Origin of the sequence: Pseudomonas sp. BIGb0558, from assembly GCF_024807515.1 — a bacterium.
Lineage (GTDB): Bacteria > Pseudomonadota > Gammaproteobacteria > Pseudomonadales > Pseudomonadaceae > Aquipseudomonas > Aquipseudomonas yamanorum_A.
In genome coordinates this window covers 215,664-230,975 of record NZ_JANUEW010000002.1, presented here as the reverse complement: position 1 = coordinate 230,975, position 15,312 = coordinate 215,664, and the positions used below count along the sequence as shown (strand labels likewise).

Sequence of the window (15,312 nt, the reverse complement as noted above, 5' to 3'; positions counted from 1 at the left end):
TGAACTGAAAACGGCCCGCATCTTTTGGATGACGGGCCGTTTTTTTTGAAAGGCTTAAAGGCCGCAGTTTTTTACAGCGTAAGGTAATAGCAAAAGTAGAAGATTGCCGCAGCTGTTATCCACATCAGTCCGAAAATAGCAGTGCAGTGCAGTAGGTATTTCATGCCTTTCGGAAAGTCTTGTACCTGCTGTAAATCGATGATGCCGCGTCTTGCATTTCGTTTGGTAAACACGAGTGCCGCATAGACTGCACCTAGTCTTAGCATTCTGCCTCGCGGCGAGCTTCCCCAGAAGCCACTATGGAACTCGACAAGGCGACACTTGTTGAGATGGCTTTCCATTACCTCAAGCTTTCGGTAAGCCAGGTACATTCCGAACATGCCGTAAGCAATTATGAGAAATGAGGAGCCTATAAGCACCAGATCTTTCAAGGGGTACTGGAGGGCGTGGTCAATGTTCATACAATAGATCCCCGATTTTTTCGCCGGCAATCCCAAGCAGATTTCCTCCGGCAGCGCCCCCAACACCACCCGCTATCAATAGGCAGCCTAATGACCCAGGACCAGTTGTGGGCGCCAATACGAGAAAGCACAACGCGGAACCCGCGGCACCACCTAGAAACCCACCTGCCATCCCGCCCGCCAACTTCCCCACCTCCACATATCTCGCTTTCCTGCATTGCTCTTCTCTCCCTGTAGAGCAAGCCTCCTTGATTTCCAGCGCCGACGCCGTAGTGCTCAGCGCAATCCCCAGCGGTGTTCCATTTTTCAGCAGCTTGGCCGTCTTCGACACCCGCGCAAGCGTTTCGGAATACCTGTTGATTTCCCCGGTGTGCAGATAACTTCGGGTGGATATCCCGAGCATTTTCTTGATCGAACCCTCATTGCGCAAACGGGTGCCGTAACGCGCAAAGCCTTGCATTTGCGCCTCCAGCTTGGCGAACAGGGTTCGGCGCCGCGCCAGGAAATCGTCCCGCACGGCACCGCCGCCCTGGCGCAGGGACTGTTTGTGCAGTGCATCAATTTCTTCGAGCGTTTTGCCAATGTCCTGCAAATTATGCGGTCCTTTCCGATGGAGATGGCACCGCAATTTAAGGGCTCACCTGGGGGATGTGAGCGTTGAATGTGAGGCGTTTTTTATACTTTGGGAAAAGGGCTACAAACTACCGTCTGCTATCTGACAGTAGTTTGTGAAAGGGCATCCACCGACGTCGATTTCGTAGTCTTTCAGCCGTGATCAGCATCCGGCTGATTAAGAAAAATCAGCACACCCAGGATCGCCATATAAAACTTGAACGCGGCTTCCTGGCCGTTCCACTGATGGGATTGCCACATCAGGAACCATTCGCCGCCGATCACCATGAAGCCGAAAAACCACACCACAAACCCGAGGGTCAGACCCGTGACTGCGCCTTTCTTGGCGCGGTGGAACTCGGCGCCGGTGGCACGGCGAGCCCGCCACAAGGCCAGCGCGCCTCGTGCCAGCAACACTGCCGTCAGTGCTTCACCTGCAATGATCAGCCAATACGCAGCGTGCCACAGCCACGGGGTAGTGATGGAGCGATACATCGCGGCGTTGCCCGGGAAGGTGGTGTCCATGCTCAGCACATGCTTGACGAAGGCGAAGTTGGAGCCGTAGTCGGTGATGTTGCTGAAGGCGACGAGTGTGGCGAAGGCTGCCACGGCCAGGGTCAGGACGATTTTTGCGTAGCGGGTGGCCATGTTTTTTCCATTGTCATGGGGCGATGGGGATGAATACGCTAGCACGCTGGTGGTAGGGCTTCGACGCCTGATACATGAAGATTAAAGCGCCTGGGATGTAGGGATTTACTGATTTGCCTGCGGCGCGCTCAGCTTGGCAAAAAGCTGGTGCAGAATCGCTCGCCCACTACTCGCAGAGAAACACCGGATGTTCGCTCCTGCCAATCAAAGTGCTTTCACCCTGACCCTCGACGGTATGCCCAGTGATCTCAAGGTTTATGAGTTCAAGGGCAACGAAGCCATCAGCCAGCCTTTTCGCTTTGACCTGGAACTGGTCAGCGAACAGCCAGACCTTGACCTTGAGAGCCTCCTGCATCGCCAGGCCTTCCTGGGCTTTGATGCCCAGGGGCACGGCGTTCACGGCCAGGTCTACCGCGTTGCCCAAGGCGATTCCGGCCGGCGCCTGACGCGCTACCAGATCAGCCTGGTGCCACGCCTGGCGTACCTGCAACACAGCAGTCACCAACGTATTTTCCAGCACCATAGCGTGCCGCAGATCATCAGGCAGGTGCTGGAGGGGCAGGGCATCCAGGGCGATGCATTCGAATTCAGGCTGGGCGCTGAGTATCCCGAGCGCGAGTATTGCGTGCAGTTTGGTGAAAGCGATCTGGGGTTTATCCAGCGGCTGTGTGCCGAATTGGGGATTCACTACCATTTCCAGCACAGCCCCGACGGGCACCTGTTGGTGTTTGGCGATGATCAGGCGGTGTTCAGCCAGGGCGAGCAGCCGACGGAGTATGCGCCTGGCTCAGGGATGGTCGCCGATACCCCCGTGATCAAGCGCTTTTCAGTGCGCCTGGAAACCCGGACAACGGGTGTAAACCTGCGGGATTATGACTTTCGCAAACCGCGCCTGCAGCTGGAAAGCGAAGTGCTCGGTGAACAGCTCCCGTCCCTGGAAAATCACGATTACCCCGGACATTTCACTGACCGTCCCCATGGCAAACACCTGGCGCAACGGGCCCTTGAGCGGCACCGCGGCGACTATCGCCAGGCCCATGGCAGTGGTGATCAGCCGGCGTTGGTCAGTGGTCAGTTCTTCAAGCTGGCAGCGCATCCACGGGAGGAATGGAATGATCTGTGGCTGGTGACGCAGGTCACTCATACCGGCAGCCAGCCGCAGGTGCTCGAAGAGTCTGTGGGCGATGGAGCCGCCCAGGGCTACAGCAACACCTTCGTCGCCACGCCGTGGGACACGGTGTTTCGCCCCGGGCTACCGCCGCCACGCACGCCGATATCCGGTTACCAGAATGCGCTGGTCACCGGGCCCGTCGACAGTGAAATTCATTGTGATGAGTACGGCCGGGTCAAGGTGCAACTGGCCTGGGATCGCGCTGGCGCAAACAACGAACACTCCAGCTGCTGGCTGCGGGTGGCCAGTGGCTGGGCCCATGAGCATTACGGCGCGGTGTTGATCCCGAGGGTGGGCATGGAAGTGCTGGTGGGCTTCGTCGACGGCGACGCCGACACGCCGCTGGTGGTCGGCTGCCTGGCCAACGCGGCGACGCCGGTGCCCCTGGACCTGCCGGCGGACAAGACCCGCAGCATCTTCCGTAGCCAGACCAGCCCCGGCGGCGGTGGCTATAACGAGTTGCGCATCGAGGACCGCAAGGGCGCCGAGGAAATCTACCTGCGGGCCCAGCGCAACTGGACCCAGCACGTACTCCACGACCAGCACGTGCAGGTCGACAATCAACGCAGTGTGATCATCAAAGGTCTTGACCGTCACGAGCTTCAGGGCGAAGAGCAGCGCACCGTTCACGGTAACCGCCTGACTGAACTCAAGCAGGACGATCACCTGATGATCGCCGGCTCGCAGCAGGTGCGTGCCGGGCTGACCATTCAAATCGGCGCGGGGCAAAGCATTGTTATCGATGCGGGCGCCAGCGCGACCCTCCAGGCTGGTGGGCAGTGGATCAATGTGTCGGCGGGCGGGATTTTCAGCAGCGTTCCTATCCAGCTGGGCGGGGCGCCTGCACCGGCGGGAGCACCGTTGATGCCAGGGCTACAGGAAAAACTGCTGGCGGTAATTCCGGCACCACTGAGTGCCGTGCAGGTGTTCAGCCTGAAACGCGGTGCGCCCTTTTGTGAGGAGTGCGAGCGCTGCCGGAATGGCGTGTGCAATACGTCTTTGCATCGCAGTGCATCGTTGGCAGGAGGTGCACCATGATTTCTCCTGGGCAGTGGCTTGAGTCTGCGCCGTTGAAGGCGGGTGAGCAGTTGTTTGCGGTGTTGGGCAATGCCAGTGACTGCAAGCCGCTCGAGGCTTGGCGTCGTACCGATGGGCGGGCACTCAGTCCAATCTGGGCGGGTACCGAGTATGCAGCGTGGGATGAGGTGATGCCCTGCGTTGCAGTAGTTGCCGTTGATAGTGCTTTTCTGGAATGGGCCGCTGAATGCGAAGGTACCGACTGGGGTTGGCTGGCCGTGTCGTCCTGTTCTCTGCAAACCGTTGCCGAGCATTTGCGCAGCCTGACCAAGGTGCTGTTGCCGGATGGGCAGGCGGTGTTTTTTCGCTTTTGGGATGGTGCCTACACGCTGCCTGTTTTGCAGGCGCTAGGGCCTGGGGCGCGGGAGTTGCTCCCTGTATTCAGTCGCTACTGGATCAATGGTCACCCGCATGAGGTCGCGATCTCGACGGCGGGAGCGGCAAAGCCCAGCCCGTGGTGGAAAGTGCCGCCGCAGGTTCTCCAACACCTGAGTGACCAATCGAGCGTCACGCTGGTAGACAACCTGCTGCAATGGCTGGAAGAACAGCGCCCGGACCTGCACAGCGCCTTTGCGCCGGCGACCTTGAAACACAAGGTCGCTCACTTTGCGCGCGGGCCGGATGTCAGCCATCAGGCGTTGGCTGCGTGGCTGGCCTCAGAGTTGGGTTGAAGCCAGGGACTGCTGCAGGTCCTCGATCAGGTCTTCAATGGCTTCGATGCCCACCGACAGGCGAATCATTTCCGGCTTCACTCCGGCCTTTGCCTGTTCCTGTTCATTCATCTGGCGATGGGTGGTAGATGCCGGATGGCAGGCCAGGGATTTGGCATCGCCGATGTTCACCAGGCGCTTGAAGATTTGCAGTGAGTCGTAGAACCGCACGCCGGCCTCGTAACCGCCCTTCAGGCCGAACGAAAGAATCGCCGACGGTTTGCCCTGCATGTATTTCTGCGCCAGATGATGGTGCGGGTGATCCGGCAGGCCGGCATAGCTGACCCATTCCACCTGTTCGTGGTCTTGCAGGAAATGCGCGATCTTCAGCGCGTTCTCGGTATGGCGCTCCATGCGCAAGGCCAGGGTTTCCAAACCTTGCAGCAGCAGGAATGCATTCATCGGCGCCAGGGCCGCGCCGGTGTTGCGCAGGGGGACAGTGCGGGCTCGGGCGATAAACGCGGCGGGGCCGAATTTCTCGGTGTAGACCACGCCGTGATAGGCCGGCTCGGGCTGGTTGAGACCGGGGAATTTCTCCGGGTACTGCGTCCAGGGAAAGGTGCCGCTGTCGACGATTACGCCACCCAGCGAGTTGCCATGCCCGCCCACGTATTTGGTCACCGAGTGCACGACGATGTCGGCGCCGAACTGGATCGGTTTGCACAGGATCGGCGTGGCCACCGTGTTATCGACCATCAGCGGCACGCCGCGGGCGTGGGCGACATCGGCCAGGGCTTCGATGTCGATGATATTGCCCGCCGGGTTGCCGATGCTTTCGCAGTACACCAGCTTGGTGTTGTCATCGATCAGTTCGGCGATGGCTTCGGCGCAGTCGTCACGGGCGAAACGCACATCGACGCCAAAGCTCGGCAGCAAGTGGGCGAACAAGGTGTAGGTGCCGCCGTACAACTGCGGAGTGGTCACGATGTTGTCGCCGGCGCGGGTCAGGGTCTGGATCGCATAGTGGATCGCCGCGCTGCCGGCCGACACGGCCAGGGCCGCGATGCCGCCTTCCAGCGCCGCGATGCGTTGCTCCAGCACGTCGTTGGTGGGGTTCATGATGCGGGTGTAGATATTGCCGGGAACGTCCAGGTTGAACAGATCGGCACCGTGCTGGGCGTTATCGAATTCGAAGGCGACGTTCTGGTAGATCGGCACGGCGACGGCCTTGGTGGTGGGGTCCGACTTGAAGCCGTGGTGCAGGGCGATGGTGGCGTCTTTCATGAGTTTTTATGACCTCCATGGATAATTGCTGGCCACAATAAATCCGCTTCTGTGCCGGCAATTAGACTATTTTCGGCACAGCTCCTGCGTTTGCGGCATAAGCACCACCTGACGCGCAGCCCTGCACCTTTGCCTGCGTAAAAGGTAAACTTCGCCCCCTGCGCAGGAGCAACCATGAATTATCGTCACGCCTTTCACGCCGGCAACCACGCCGATGTCTTCAAACACCTGACCTTGACCCGCCTCATCGCCCTGATGTCGCGCAAGGAACAGCCGTTTGCCTATCTCGATACCCACGCCGGCATTGGTCTGTACGACCTGCAGGGCGACCAGGCGAACCGCACCGGTGAGTACCTGGAAGGCATCGCACGCCTGTGGGGCCAGGCTGACCTGCCGCCGCTGACCGCCGATTACATGCGTGTGCTGCACGAGATGAACCCGGATGGCGAGTTGCGCTACTACCCCGGCTCACCAGAGCTGGCGCGGCGCCTGACACGGCCTCAGGACCGTGTGCTGCTCAACGAGAAACACCCGGAAGACGGCCTGCTGCTCAAGGACAACATGAAGGGCGACCGTCGGGTGAAAGTCCACCTCGGCGAAGGCTGGCATGTGCCACGGGCGCTGCTGCCGGTGCCGGAAAAACGCGCGCTGATGCTGATTGATCCGCCGTTCGAAAAGCTTGATGAGATGCAGCGCTGCGCCGCTTCCCTCAAGGAAGCCGTGAGCCGGATGCGCCAGACAGTGGCCGCGATCTGGTACCCGGTGAAAGACCAGCGCATGCTGCGCCGCTTCTACCAGGACCTGGCCGGCACCGGTGCGCCGAAGCTGCTGCGGGTGGAATTGCTGGTGCATCCGCTGGACACGCCCAACACCCTGACCGGCTCGGGCCTGGCGATTGCCAATCCGCCGTGGGGGCTGGAAGAGGAGTTGCGTGAGTTGCTGCCGTGGTTGTCCAAGCAGCTTGGGCAAACCCAGGGTGGGTGGCAGATGGATTGGCTGATCGCTGAATAGTTGTATCGTTTGCTGGATCGCTATCGCGGGCAAGCCCGGCTCCCACATTGGAACGCATTCCAATGTGGGAGCCGGGCTTGCCCGCGATGCTTTTGGCGTCAGATCGGGCAGGTCACGCCTGTGCCGCCGATCCCGCAGTAGCCCTGCGGATTTTTAGCCAGGTACTGCTGGTGGTACGCCTCGGCGAAGTACACCGTCGGCGCTTCTTCGATTTCCGTGGTGATGGTGCCCAGGCCCGCCTTGGTCAGTTCATTCTGATACGCCTGTGCACTGGCCTTCGCCGCCTCCAGGTGCTCCGGCTTGACCGCGTAGATCACCGAGCGGTACTGGCTGCCGATGTCATTGCCCTGGCGCATGCCCTGGGTCGGGTTGTGCAGTTCCCAGAACATTTTCAGCAGCTCTTCGTAGCTGATCTTGTCCTGGTCAAACACCACCAACACCACTTCGCTGTGGCCGGTCAGGCCCGAGCACACTTCTTCGTACGTCGGGTTCGGCGTGTAGCCGCCGGCATAACCCACCACCGTGCTGACCACGCCATCACGCTGCCAGAAACGACGCTCTGCGCCCCAGAAGCAACCCAGGCCGAAGATCGCAAACTCTACGTTGTCGACAAACGGGCCCAGCAGCGGGTTGCCATTGACGAAGTGCGTCTCGGGCAGCGACATCGGGGTTTCACGGCCAGGCAAAGCTTGTTCTTGAGTAGGAAGCACGTTTTTGTTCACCAGAATTTCCGAGCGCAAGACCATCATCAGTCCTCTCAGTCAGATTGAGTTACAGATAAGAATTCAGACTGCCAGTGTGCCCGAGTGTTACCGCGCTGTCAGGCGATTGGCCCGCGAGGATAACGTTTAAGCATCTTCAACAACTCGGAGCCCGGGATTGGCCGGTCGAACAGGTAGCCCTGGCCGACGTCGCAACGGTGGCGGCGCAGGAACGCCAGTTGCTCAGCGGTCTCGATGCCTTCGGCCACGACCTTGAGCTTGAGGTTGTGGGCCATCGCGATCACCGCCGAGGTGATTTCCATGTCGTCCTGGTTGTCCGGGATTTCATGAATGAAGCTGCGATCGATCTTGATGATGTCGATCGGGAATTTCTTCAGGTAGCTCAGCGACGAGTAACCGGTGCCGAAGTCGTCCATGGCCAGGGTCAGGCCAAAACTCTTCAACTGGTCCAGTTGCAGGCGTGTGTCTTCGGTGGCTTCCAGCAGCAGGCCTTCGGTCAGCTCCAGTTCCAGCAGGTTGGCCGGCAACTGTTCTTCCTTGAGGATTGCGGCAATCGAGGCCACCAGGTCCGGGTCGGAAAACTGCTTGGGCGACAGGTTGATCGCCACCTGCAGGTTGCCCATGCCGGCAGACGTTAGCTGTCGGCTCATGCGGCAGGCCTGGCGGGCGATCCATTTGCCGATGGGGATGATCAGCCCGGTCTCTTCAGCCACGCTGATGAATTGATCGGGGCGGATCATGCCCTTTTCCGGATGGTTCCAGCGCAACAGCGCTTCCATGCCCAGCAGGCGGCCGCTGCGCAGGCACAGCTTGGGCTGGTAGAACACGTCCAGCTCGTTCTGGGTCAGGGCACGGCGCAGGTTGTTTTCCACGAACAGCTTGTAGCTGGCTTCGGCGTTCAGTGCTTCGGTAAACACCTGAACCTGGTGTTTGCCGTTGGCCTTGGCCTTGTGCAGCGCCAGGCCTGCGTTGCGCATCAGGGTTTGCGGGTCGCGGCCATGCAGCGGCGCGCAGGCCAGGCCCACGGAGCCGGTGACGCTGATCAACTGGTTGTCGACGAACATCGGCTTGTCGAGGGTGGCCAGCAACTGGCTGGCGACCTGCTGGCCGCTCTCAAGGTCGGTATCGTCCAGCAGCACGGCAAATTCGTTACTGGCAAACCGCGCCAGGCTGCCGCTGGCAGTCAGGCTGTTGCGCAGGCGCCGTGCCAGGCTGATCAGCAGCTTGTCACCGGTCTGGTGGCCAAGGCTGTCGTTGATCCGCTTGAAGTTGTCGATGTCTACCAGCAGCAGGCTGATGGGGCTGTCGCTGTCCCGGGCAAAGCGTTCGTCGAGGTTGCGGATGAACGCCGGGCGGTTGCCCAGGTTGGTCAGGTTGTCGGTGTAGGCCAGGCGCTCGATGCGCTGCTGGGCCAGCTTGGTCTGGGTGATGTCTTCGTAGATGCCGATGTAGTGCGTCAGCTCGCGGTTATCGCCATACACCTTGGAGATCGACAACTGGCCCCAGTAGGGTTCGAGGTTCTTGCGCCGGCTCTTGAACTCGCCTTGCCAGCTGTTGCTCTTGGCCAGGCTTGAAGGTGCATCGAACAGCAACTCGCTGAGGTTCTCCAGCGCCGGCAGTTCCGACAGCAGGTGGCCGTGGACTTCTTCGGTGCTGTACTGGGTGATCGCGGTAAAGCTGGGGTTGACGTACTCCACCACGCCGTCGCAATTGACCAGCAGGAATGCGTTGGCACTTTGCTCCACCGCCCGCTGGAACAAATGCAGGGCGCTGGTGGCGGTGCGGCGGTTGTGGTTGTTGATCACCTGGGCGAACTGGTCGGCCAGTTCTCCGGCAAAGGCGATCTCGTCGGACTGCCAGGCGCGGGTGCTGCCGCTTTGCTCCAGGCACAGGACGCCGACCACATTGCCGTCGACGCGGATACTGGCGTCGAGCATGGCGTGGACATCCCGCGGGCGCAGGCTCTCGGCCATCTCGCGGGTGCGCGGGTCGCGCATGGCGTTGGTGGCGTCGATGGCACGGCTGGTTTGCAGGGCCTCCAGATAGTCCGGGAAGCTGCTCGCATCGATCGGTTCAGGCAAGTGGTGTTGCTGATCGTCGCGGTGGTAGGCGGAAATCGGTACCAGATGCTGGTTTTCGAGGTTCCAGATGCTGGCGCAGTCGATCTGGTAGATATCGCAGGCACTGCGGGTGATCAGCTCGGCGGCTTCGCGCAGTGAGTTATTGGTGCTGTAGCGCTGGCGGGCCAGCAGCAGGATCAGCTCCTGCTGGGCGCGCACCCGCTCAAGGTGTTGCAGTTGTTCCTGCTGGGCACGCTGGTTGAGCTCAAGGGCGATCTGCAGGCGGCTGTTCTGGCTTTCGAGATCCGCCGCCGGGGCCAGCGGCATATCACTGAACAGGCCGTCGACCACCATCAGGTAGCCGCGCAGCAGGTGGCGATTGTGTTGCTTGTAGGCCTCGCCCAGTTCCAGCAGGCTCAACGGGCCGTCATTGGTGTGCAGGGTGTAGCGCACCAGGTAATGCGGGCTGATGGTCAGCTGTTCCTGGATCGCGTCATGCAACTGATAGCGTGCCTGGGGCTCCATCAGGCTGGCGTAGGGCGAGCCGATCAGGGCGCACAGATCCACGGCGGGCAGGCCGAATTGGCGTTCGCAGTTGGGGTCGAGGTACAGCAGGGCCCAGCTTGCCTCATTAAGCCGCTCGAAACGCAGCATACCGAGGCGCGAAGGCACCGGTAATTGCGTCACTACCTCGGCCGCCGTACGGGCGACATCGGGTTGGCTTTTCATGGGGAAACTCGCTTGGAAAAATGCGCATCGCGCCGGGCTCACGCCCTCTTTACTGTTGCCTGCGGCAAGGTTGCATCATGCAGCACGGGCTGACAAGAGAGGATGAAGGCTAAGTGCTATAAGTGGGTTATCGGCCAGCGGGCGGTTTTCTGCAACCGGGGTGATGGGCGGTGTACAAGCTCAATTTCCGTGTCCAACTTTTGTGCGAAAAGCAGGCAAAAAAAGCCCCGCCAATTGGCGGGGTTGAGGTACGAGCGTGGCGCTCGGAAATCGGTAAAACCAGGTCTTCTGCACGGGCAGAAGACCTGTTGAGGCTTAAAGCAGGATGGTGCGGATGTCGTTCAGCAACTGGCTCAGGCGCTGAGTGAAGCGTGCAGCCGCCGCGCCATTGATCACACGGTGATCGTAGGACAGAGACAGTGGCAGCATCAGCTTCGGCTGGAACGCTTTACCGTCCCACACAGGCTGGATGGTGGCCTTGGAAACACCGAGGATCGCCACTTCCGGCGCGTTGACGATTGGCGTGAAGCCAGTGCCGCCAATGTGCCCGAGGCTGGAGATGGTGAAGCACGCGCCCTGCATGTCGTCCGGGGTGAGCTTCTTGTCACGGGCCTTGGCAGCCAGTGCGGCAGCCTCAGCGGCAAGCTGCAGCAGGCTCTTCTGGTCGACGTTCTTGATGACCGGTACCAGCAGGCCATCCGGCGTGTCGACGGCAAAGCCGATGTGCACGTACTTCTTGCGAATGATCGCCTTGCCGCTAGGCGCCAGCGAGCTGTTGAAGTCCGGCAGTTCCTTGAGCAGGTGCGCGCAAGCCTTGAGCAGCAGTGGCAGCACGGTCAGCTTCACGCCAGCCTTCTCGGCCACGGCTTTCTGCGCAACGCGGAAAGCTTCCAGGTCGGTAATGTCGGCCTGGTCGAACTGAGTCACGTGCGGGATGTTCAGCCAGCTGGCGTGCAGGCCGGCCGCGCCGATTTGCATCAGGCGGGTCATCGGCACTTCTTCGATTTCGCCGAAGCGGCTGAAGTCGACGGTGCGGATCGGCGGAATGCCCGAGCCACCGGTAGCAGCGCCGGCAGCCGGAGCTTCCTTGGCCTTCTGCATCATGGATTTGACGTAAACCTGCACGTCTTCCTTCAGCACGCGACCGTGAGGACCGCTGGCAGTGACCGCGCTCAGCTCGACGCCGAATTCACGGGCCAGTTGGCGCACGGCAGGGCCGGCATGAACCTTGGCACCGCTTGGCGCAGGTGCAGCCGCCGGAGCCGGTGCGGCCTCGGCTTTTGCAGCAGGCGCAGGCGCAGCGGCAGGTGCAGCTTCAGCCTTGGCGGCCGGAGCAGCGGCGGCTGGAGCGGCAGCAGCAGGCGCAGCAGCGCCCGCTACTTTCAGCTTGAGGATGAAGTCACCGGTGCCGACTTCGTCTTCCAGCTTCACGGCAATGCTTTCCACCACACCGGCAGCCGGCGAAGGGATTTCCATGGAGGCCTTGTCGGACTCCAGGGTGATCAGCGACTGGTCGGCTTCGACGGTGTCGCCGACTTTAACCAGCAGCTCGATGATCTTGGCCTTGCCCGACGAACCGATGTCCGGAACATGAATGTCCTGGACGGTAGCGGCAGCAGCAGGTGCAGGTGCAGCAGCCGGGGCCGCTGGGGCCTCGGCAGCAGCGGCAGGCTTTTCAGCGGCAGCCGGGGCAGCAGCAGGAGCGGCCGCCGCAGGGGCCGCATCAGCGGCACCTTCGATTTCCAGCTCAAGCAGTTCGTCGCCTTCTTTCAGGCGGTCGCCCAGCTTCACTTTCAGGCTTTTGACCACGCCGGCCTTGGGAGCAGGGATTTCCATGCTCGCCTTGTCCGATTCCAGGGTCAGGATGCTCTGGTCGGCTTCGACGGTGTCGCCGACCTTCACAAACAGTTCAATTACTTCACCTTCACCGCTGCCGATGTCAGGTACGCGAATGAGTTCGCTCACAGAAAGTCTCCTCAGCAGTCCAGTGGGTTGCGTTTTTCCGGGTTGATCCCGAACTTGACGATAGCGTCTGCTACCACCTTAGGTTCGATTTCACCACGGTCAGCCAAGGCTTCCAGGGCTGCCAACACCACGAAGTGACGGTCGACTTCGAAGAAGTGACGCAGCTTCTTGCGGCTGTCACTACGGCCGAAACCGTCGGTGCCCAGGACTTTGAATTCCTTGGACGGTACCCACTGACGAATTTGTTCAGCAAACAGTTTCATGTAGTCGGTAGAGGCGATCACCGGACCTTTACGGCCAGCCAGGCACTCTTCAACGTAGGTGCGCGCAGGCTTCTGGCCCGGGTGCAGGCGGTTGCTGCGCTCTACGGCCAGGCCGTCGCGACGCAGTTCGTTGAAGCTGGTAACGCTCCATACGTCAGCGCCGACGTTGAACTCTTCACGCAGGATTTTCGCAGCTTCACGCACTTCGCGCAGGATGGTGCCGGAGCCCATCAGTTGCACGTGGTGAGCGGCTTCCTTGGTGTCTTCTTCGAGCAGGTACATGCCCTTGATGATGCCTTCCTCGACACCGGCCGGCATGGCTGGCTGCTGGTAGGACTCGTTCATCACGGTGATGTAGTAGAAAACGTCCTGCTGCTCTTCGGTCATCTTCTTCATGCCGTCCTGGATGATCACCGCCAGCTCATAGCCGTAGGTTGGATCAAAGGTGCGGCAGTTCGGGATGGTGCCCGCCAGGATGTGGCTGTGGCCGTCTTCGTGTTGCAGGCCTTCGCCGTTCAGCGTGGTCCGGCCGGCAGTACCGCCGATCAGGAAGCCACGGGTACGGCTGTCGCCTGCTGCCCACGCCAGGTCGCCGATACGCTGGAAACCGAACATCGAGTAGAAGATGTAGAACGGCAGCATCGGCTGGTTGTGGCTGGAGTACGAAGTACCGGCAGCGATGAAGGAGCTCATGGCGCCCGCTTCGTTGATGCCTTCTTCGAGGATCTGGCCCTTCTTGTCTTCCTTGTAGAACATCACCTGGTCTTTATCGACTGGCTCGTAGAGCTGGCCGACGGAGGAGTAGATGCCCAACTGACGGAACATGCCTTCCATACCGAAGGTACGGGCTTCGTCCGGGATGATCGGCACGATACGCGAGCCGATTTCCTTGTCCTTGACCAGCTGCGCGAGGATTCGCACGAAGGCCATGGTGGTGGAGATTTCACGGTCGCCCGAGCCGTCCAGGATAGCCTTGAGGGTATCCAGTGGCGGTGTAGGAATGTCGAAAGACTTGGCGCGGCGCTGTGGCACGAAACCGCCCAGGGCAGTGCGACGCTCGCTGAGGTAGCGGGCTTCGGCGCTGTTTGGCTCCGGCTTGAAGAACGGCAGGTTCTCCAGCTCTTCGTCCTTGACCGGGATGTCGAAGCGGTCGCGGAACAACTTCAGGCTGTCGACGTCGACTTTCTTGGTGTTGTGCGCCGTGTTTTTCGCTTCGCCGGCACCGGTGCCATAACCCTTGATGGTCTTGGCCAGGATGACGGTAGGTTGTTCTTTGTGGTTGACCGCTTCGTGGTACGCCGCGTAGACCTTGTACGGGTCGTGGCCGCCACGGTTGAGTTTCCAGATCTCGTCGTCGGACAGGTCTGCAACCATTGCCTTGAGTTCAGGCGTGTTGAAGAAGTGTTCACGTACGAACGCGCCGTCTTTGGCTTTGTAGTTCTGGTACTCGCCGTCGATGACTTCGTCCATGCGACGTTGCAGGATACCGTCGACGTCCTTGGCCAGCAGTGGGTCCCAGAAACGGCCCCAGATGACTTTGGTCACGTTCCACTGAGCACCGCGGAACACACCTTCGAGTTCCTGGATGATCTTGCCGTTGCCGCGAACCGGGCCGTCGAGGCGCTGCAGGTTGCAGTTGATGACGAAGATCAGGTTGTCCAGCTTCTCGCGGCCAGCCAGGGAGATGGCGCCCAGGGATTCCGGCTCGTCGCACTCGCCGTCGCCCAGGAAGCACCAGACTTTCTGCTTGCCTTCAGGGATGAAGCCACGGGCTTCCAGGTACTTCATGAAGCGTGCCTGGTAGATCGCCTGGATCGGGCCAAGGCCCATGGATACCGTCGGGAACTGCCAGAAATCAGGCATCAGCCAAGGGTGCGGATAGGACGAGAGGCCCTGGCCGTCGACTTCCTGGCGGAAGTTGTTCATTTGTTCTTCGGTGATGCGGCCTTCCATGAACGCACGGGCGTAGACGCCTGGCGAGGTGTGGCCCTGGAAGTAGATCAGGTCGCCGCCGTGTTCTTCGGTCGGGGCCTGGAAGAAGTAGTTGAAGCCGATGTCATACAGGGTTGCGCTGGAAGCGAAGCTGGAGATGTGACCGCCCAGGTCAGAATCTTTCAAGTTCGTGCGCATTACCATCGCCATGGCGTTCCAGCGTACCAGCGAGCGAATGCGGCGTTCCATGAACAGGTCGCCAGGCATGCGTGCTTCGTGGGTAACGGGGATGGTGTTGCGGTATGGCGTGGTGATGGCGTAGGGCAATTGCGAACCGCTGCGGGTTGCGAGTTCGCCCATACGGGTCATCAGGTAGTGCGCACGGTCTTCGCCTTCTTTGTCGAGAACCGATTCCAGGGCGTCCAGCCATTCCTGGGTTTCGACGGGATCGAGGTCTTGCATGGCTTGCTCCAGGGCGGAAAGGCTACCAGAATCGGTTGCCTGAAGTTTGCGACTGGCCTTGTGGGCAGACGACATAAATTCTTGGATGGCCGAAGGTTGCTTCGGCGTCCTGTAGTTTTACTACAAATCGTCGGCCATTTCAGCCTTTCGAATGTATATACGAGTAGTAAAACTACACAAGACTGAGCGGATTGCTCGGTCTAGCTGGCGAGCATAATCGTTATTGTTGGTCATTTGCGAACAAGAAAAGGTGAAATCTTGATGT

The 15,312-nt window shown here is 60.3% G+C and carries 11 protein-coding genes; 3 read left to right on the top strand and 8 right to left on the bottom strand.

Annotated elements, in window-relative coordinates; translation table 11 throughout:
- Positions 1-71: 71 nt before the first annotated feature.
- The 3 genes from M2400_RS04355 to M2400_RS04345 all read right to left on the bottom strand — a co-directional run bounded on the left by M2400_RS04355 (position 72) and on the right by M2400_RS04345 (position 1,721).
- The gene (locus tag M2400_RS04355) at positions 72-461 is read right to left on the bottom strand and encodes a hypothetical protein (RefSeq protein WP_177120433.1); all 390 of its coding nucleotides are present in this window, start codon (positions 459-461) and stop codon (positions 72-74) included.
- Positions 451-1,053 (bottom strand): hypothetical protein, encoded by a 603-nt coding sequence (locus M2400_RS04350; RefSeq protein ID WP_259195262.1) that lies wholly within the window; start codon positions 1,051-1,053, stop codon positions 451-453. The genes M2400_RS04355 and M2400_RS04350 overlap by 11 nt, the downstream gene beginning before the upstream one ends.
- 173 nt (positions 1,054-1,226) lie before the next feature.
- Positions 1,227-1,721, bottom strand: coding sequence for a DUF2165 family protein (locus M2400_RS04345; RefSeq protein WP_259195263.1), 495 nt, complete (start codon positions 1,719-1,721; stop codon positions 1,227-1,229).
- 187 nt (positions 1,722-1,908) lie between these two features.
- On the opposite strand from M2400_RS04345, the gene M2400_RS04340 reads away from it, so the two are divergent.
- Positions 1,909-3,930, top strand: a complete 2,022-nt coding sequence (locus M2400_RS04340) for a type VI secretion system tip protein VgrG (protein WP_259195265.1) — start codon at positions 1,909-1,911, stop codon at positions 3,928-3,930.
- Positions 3,927-4,640: a DUF4123 domain-containing protein gene (locus M2400_RS04335; protein ID WP_259195266.1), complete on the top strand. Its 714-nt coding sequence runs from the start codon at positions 3,927-3,929 to the stop codon at positions 4,638-4,640. The genes M2400_RS04340 and M2400_RS04335 overlap by 4 nt, the downstream gene beginning before the upstream one ends.
- Here the strand turns inward: M2400_RS04335 and M2400_RS04330 are convergent.
- Positions 4,626-5,903, bottom strand: a complete 1,278-nt coding sequence (locus M2400_RS04330) for an O-acetylhomoserine aminocarboxypropyltransferase/cysteine synthase family protein (RefSeq protein WP_177076093.1) — start codon at positions 5,901-5,903, stop codon at positions 4,626-4,628. The genes M2400_RS04335 and M2400_RS04330 overlap by 15 nt on opposite strands.
- A gap of 174 nt (positions 5,904-6,077) precedes the next feature.
- Here M2400_RS04330 and M2400_RS04325 point away from each other — a divergent pair, with 174 nt between their 5' ends.
- Entirely contained in the window at positions 6,078-6,914 is an 837-nt protein-coding gene (locus tag M2400_RS04325) for a 23S rRNA (adenine(2030)-N(6))-methyltransferase RlmJ (RefSeq protein ID WP_076015494.1), read from the top strand.
- 98 nt (positions 6,915-7,012) lie between these two features.
- Here M2400_RS04325 and msrA read toward each other — a convergent pair whose 3' ends face one another.
- From msrA to aceE, 4 genes are all read right to left on the bottom strand, one after another.
- Entirely contained in the window at positions 7,013-7,660 is a 648-nt protein-coding gene (msrA, locus tag M2400_RS04320; protein WP_177041524.1) for a peptide-methionine (S)-S-oxide reductase MsrA, read from the bottom strand.
- Positions 7,661-7,734: 74 nt separating this feature from the next.
- Positions 7,735-10,425, bottom strand: coding sequence for a bifunctional diguanylate cyclase/phosphodiesterase (locus M2400_RS04315; protein WP_259195268.1), 2,691 nt, complete (start codon positions 10,423-10,425; stop codon positions 7,735-7,737).
- 315 nt (positions 10,426-10,740) lie between these two features.
- Positions 10,741-12,390 carry a dihydrolipoyllysine-residue acetyltransferase gene (gene aceF / locus M2400_RS04310; RefSeq protein WP_259195269.1) on the bottom strand — a complete coding sequence of 550 codons (1,650 nt, stop codon included), beginning with the start codon at positions 12,388-12,390 and terminating at the stop codon, positions 10,741-10,743.
- A gap of 11 nt (positions 12,391-12,401) precedes the next feature.
- Positions 12,402-15,047, bottom strand: a complete 2,646-nt coding sequence (gene aceE, locus M2400_RS04305) for a pyruvate dehydrogenase (acetyl-transferring), homodimeric type (protein WP_177041194.1) — start codon at positions 15,045-15,047, stop codon at positions 12,402-12,404.
- Positions 15,048-15,312: the final 265 nt, after the last annotated feature.

What these genes read in the sequence shown, in the direction of transcription:
- M2400_RS04340 (WP_259195265.1), top strand. Translation starts at nt 1,909, where the DNA reads ATGTTCGCTCCTGCCAATCAAAGTGCTTTCACCCTGACCCTCGACGGT.
- msrA (WP_177041524.1), bottom strand. Translation starts at nt 7,660, where the DNA reads ATGGTCTTGCGCTCGGAAATTCTGGTGAACAAAAACGTGCTTCCTACT.
- M2400_RS04315 (WP_259195268.1), bottom strand. Translation starts at nt 10,425, where the DNA reads ATGAAAAGCCAACCCGATGTCGCCCGTACGGCGGCCGAGGTAGTGACG.
- M2400_RS04335 (WP_259195266.1), top strand. Translation starts at nt 3,927, where the DNA reads ATGATTTCTCCTGGGCAGTGGCTTGAGTCTGCGCCGTTGAAGGCGGGT.
- M2400_RS04325 (WP_076015494.1), top strand. Translation starts at nt 6,078, where the DNA reads ATGAATTATCGTCACGCCTTTCACGCCGGCAACCACGCCGATGTCTTC.
- M2400_RS04355 (WP_177120433.1), bottom strand. Translation starts at nt 461, where the DNA reads ATGAACATTGACCACGCCCTCCAGTACCCCTTGAAAGATCTGGTGCTT.
- aceE (WP_177041194.1), bottom strand. Translation starts at nt 15,047, where the DNA reads ATGCAAGACCTCGATCCCGTCGAAACCCAGGAATGGCTGGACGCCCTG.
- M2400_RS04345 (WP_259195263.1), bottom strand. Translation starts at nt 1,721, where the DNA reads ATGGCCACCCGCTACGCAAAAATCGTCCTGACCCTGGCCGTGGCAGCC.
- M2400_RS04330 (WP_177076093.1), bottom strand. Translation starts at nt 5,903, where the DNA reads ATGAAAGACGCCACCATCGCCCTGCACCACGGCTTCAAGTCGGACCCC.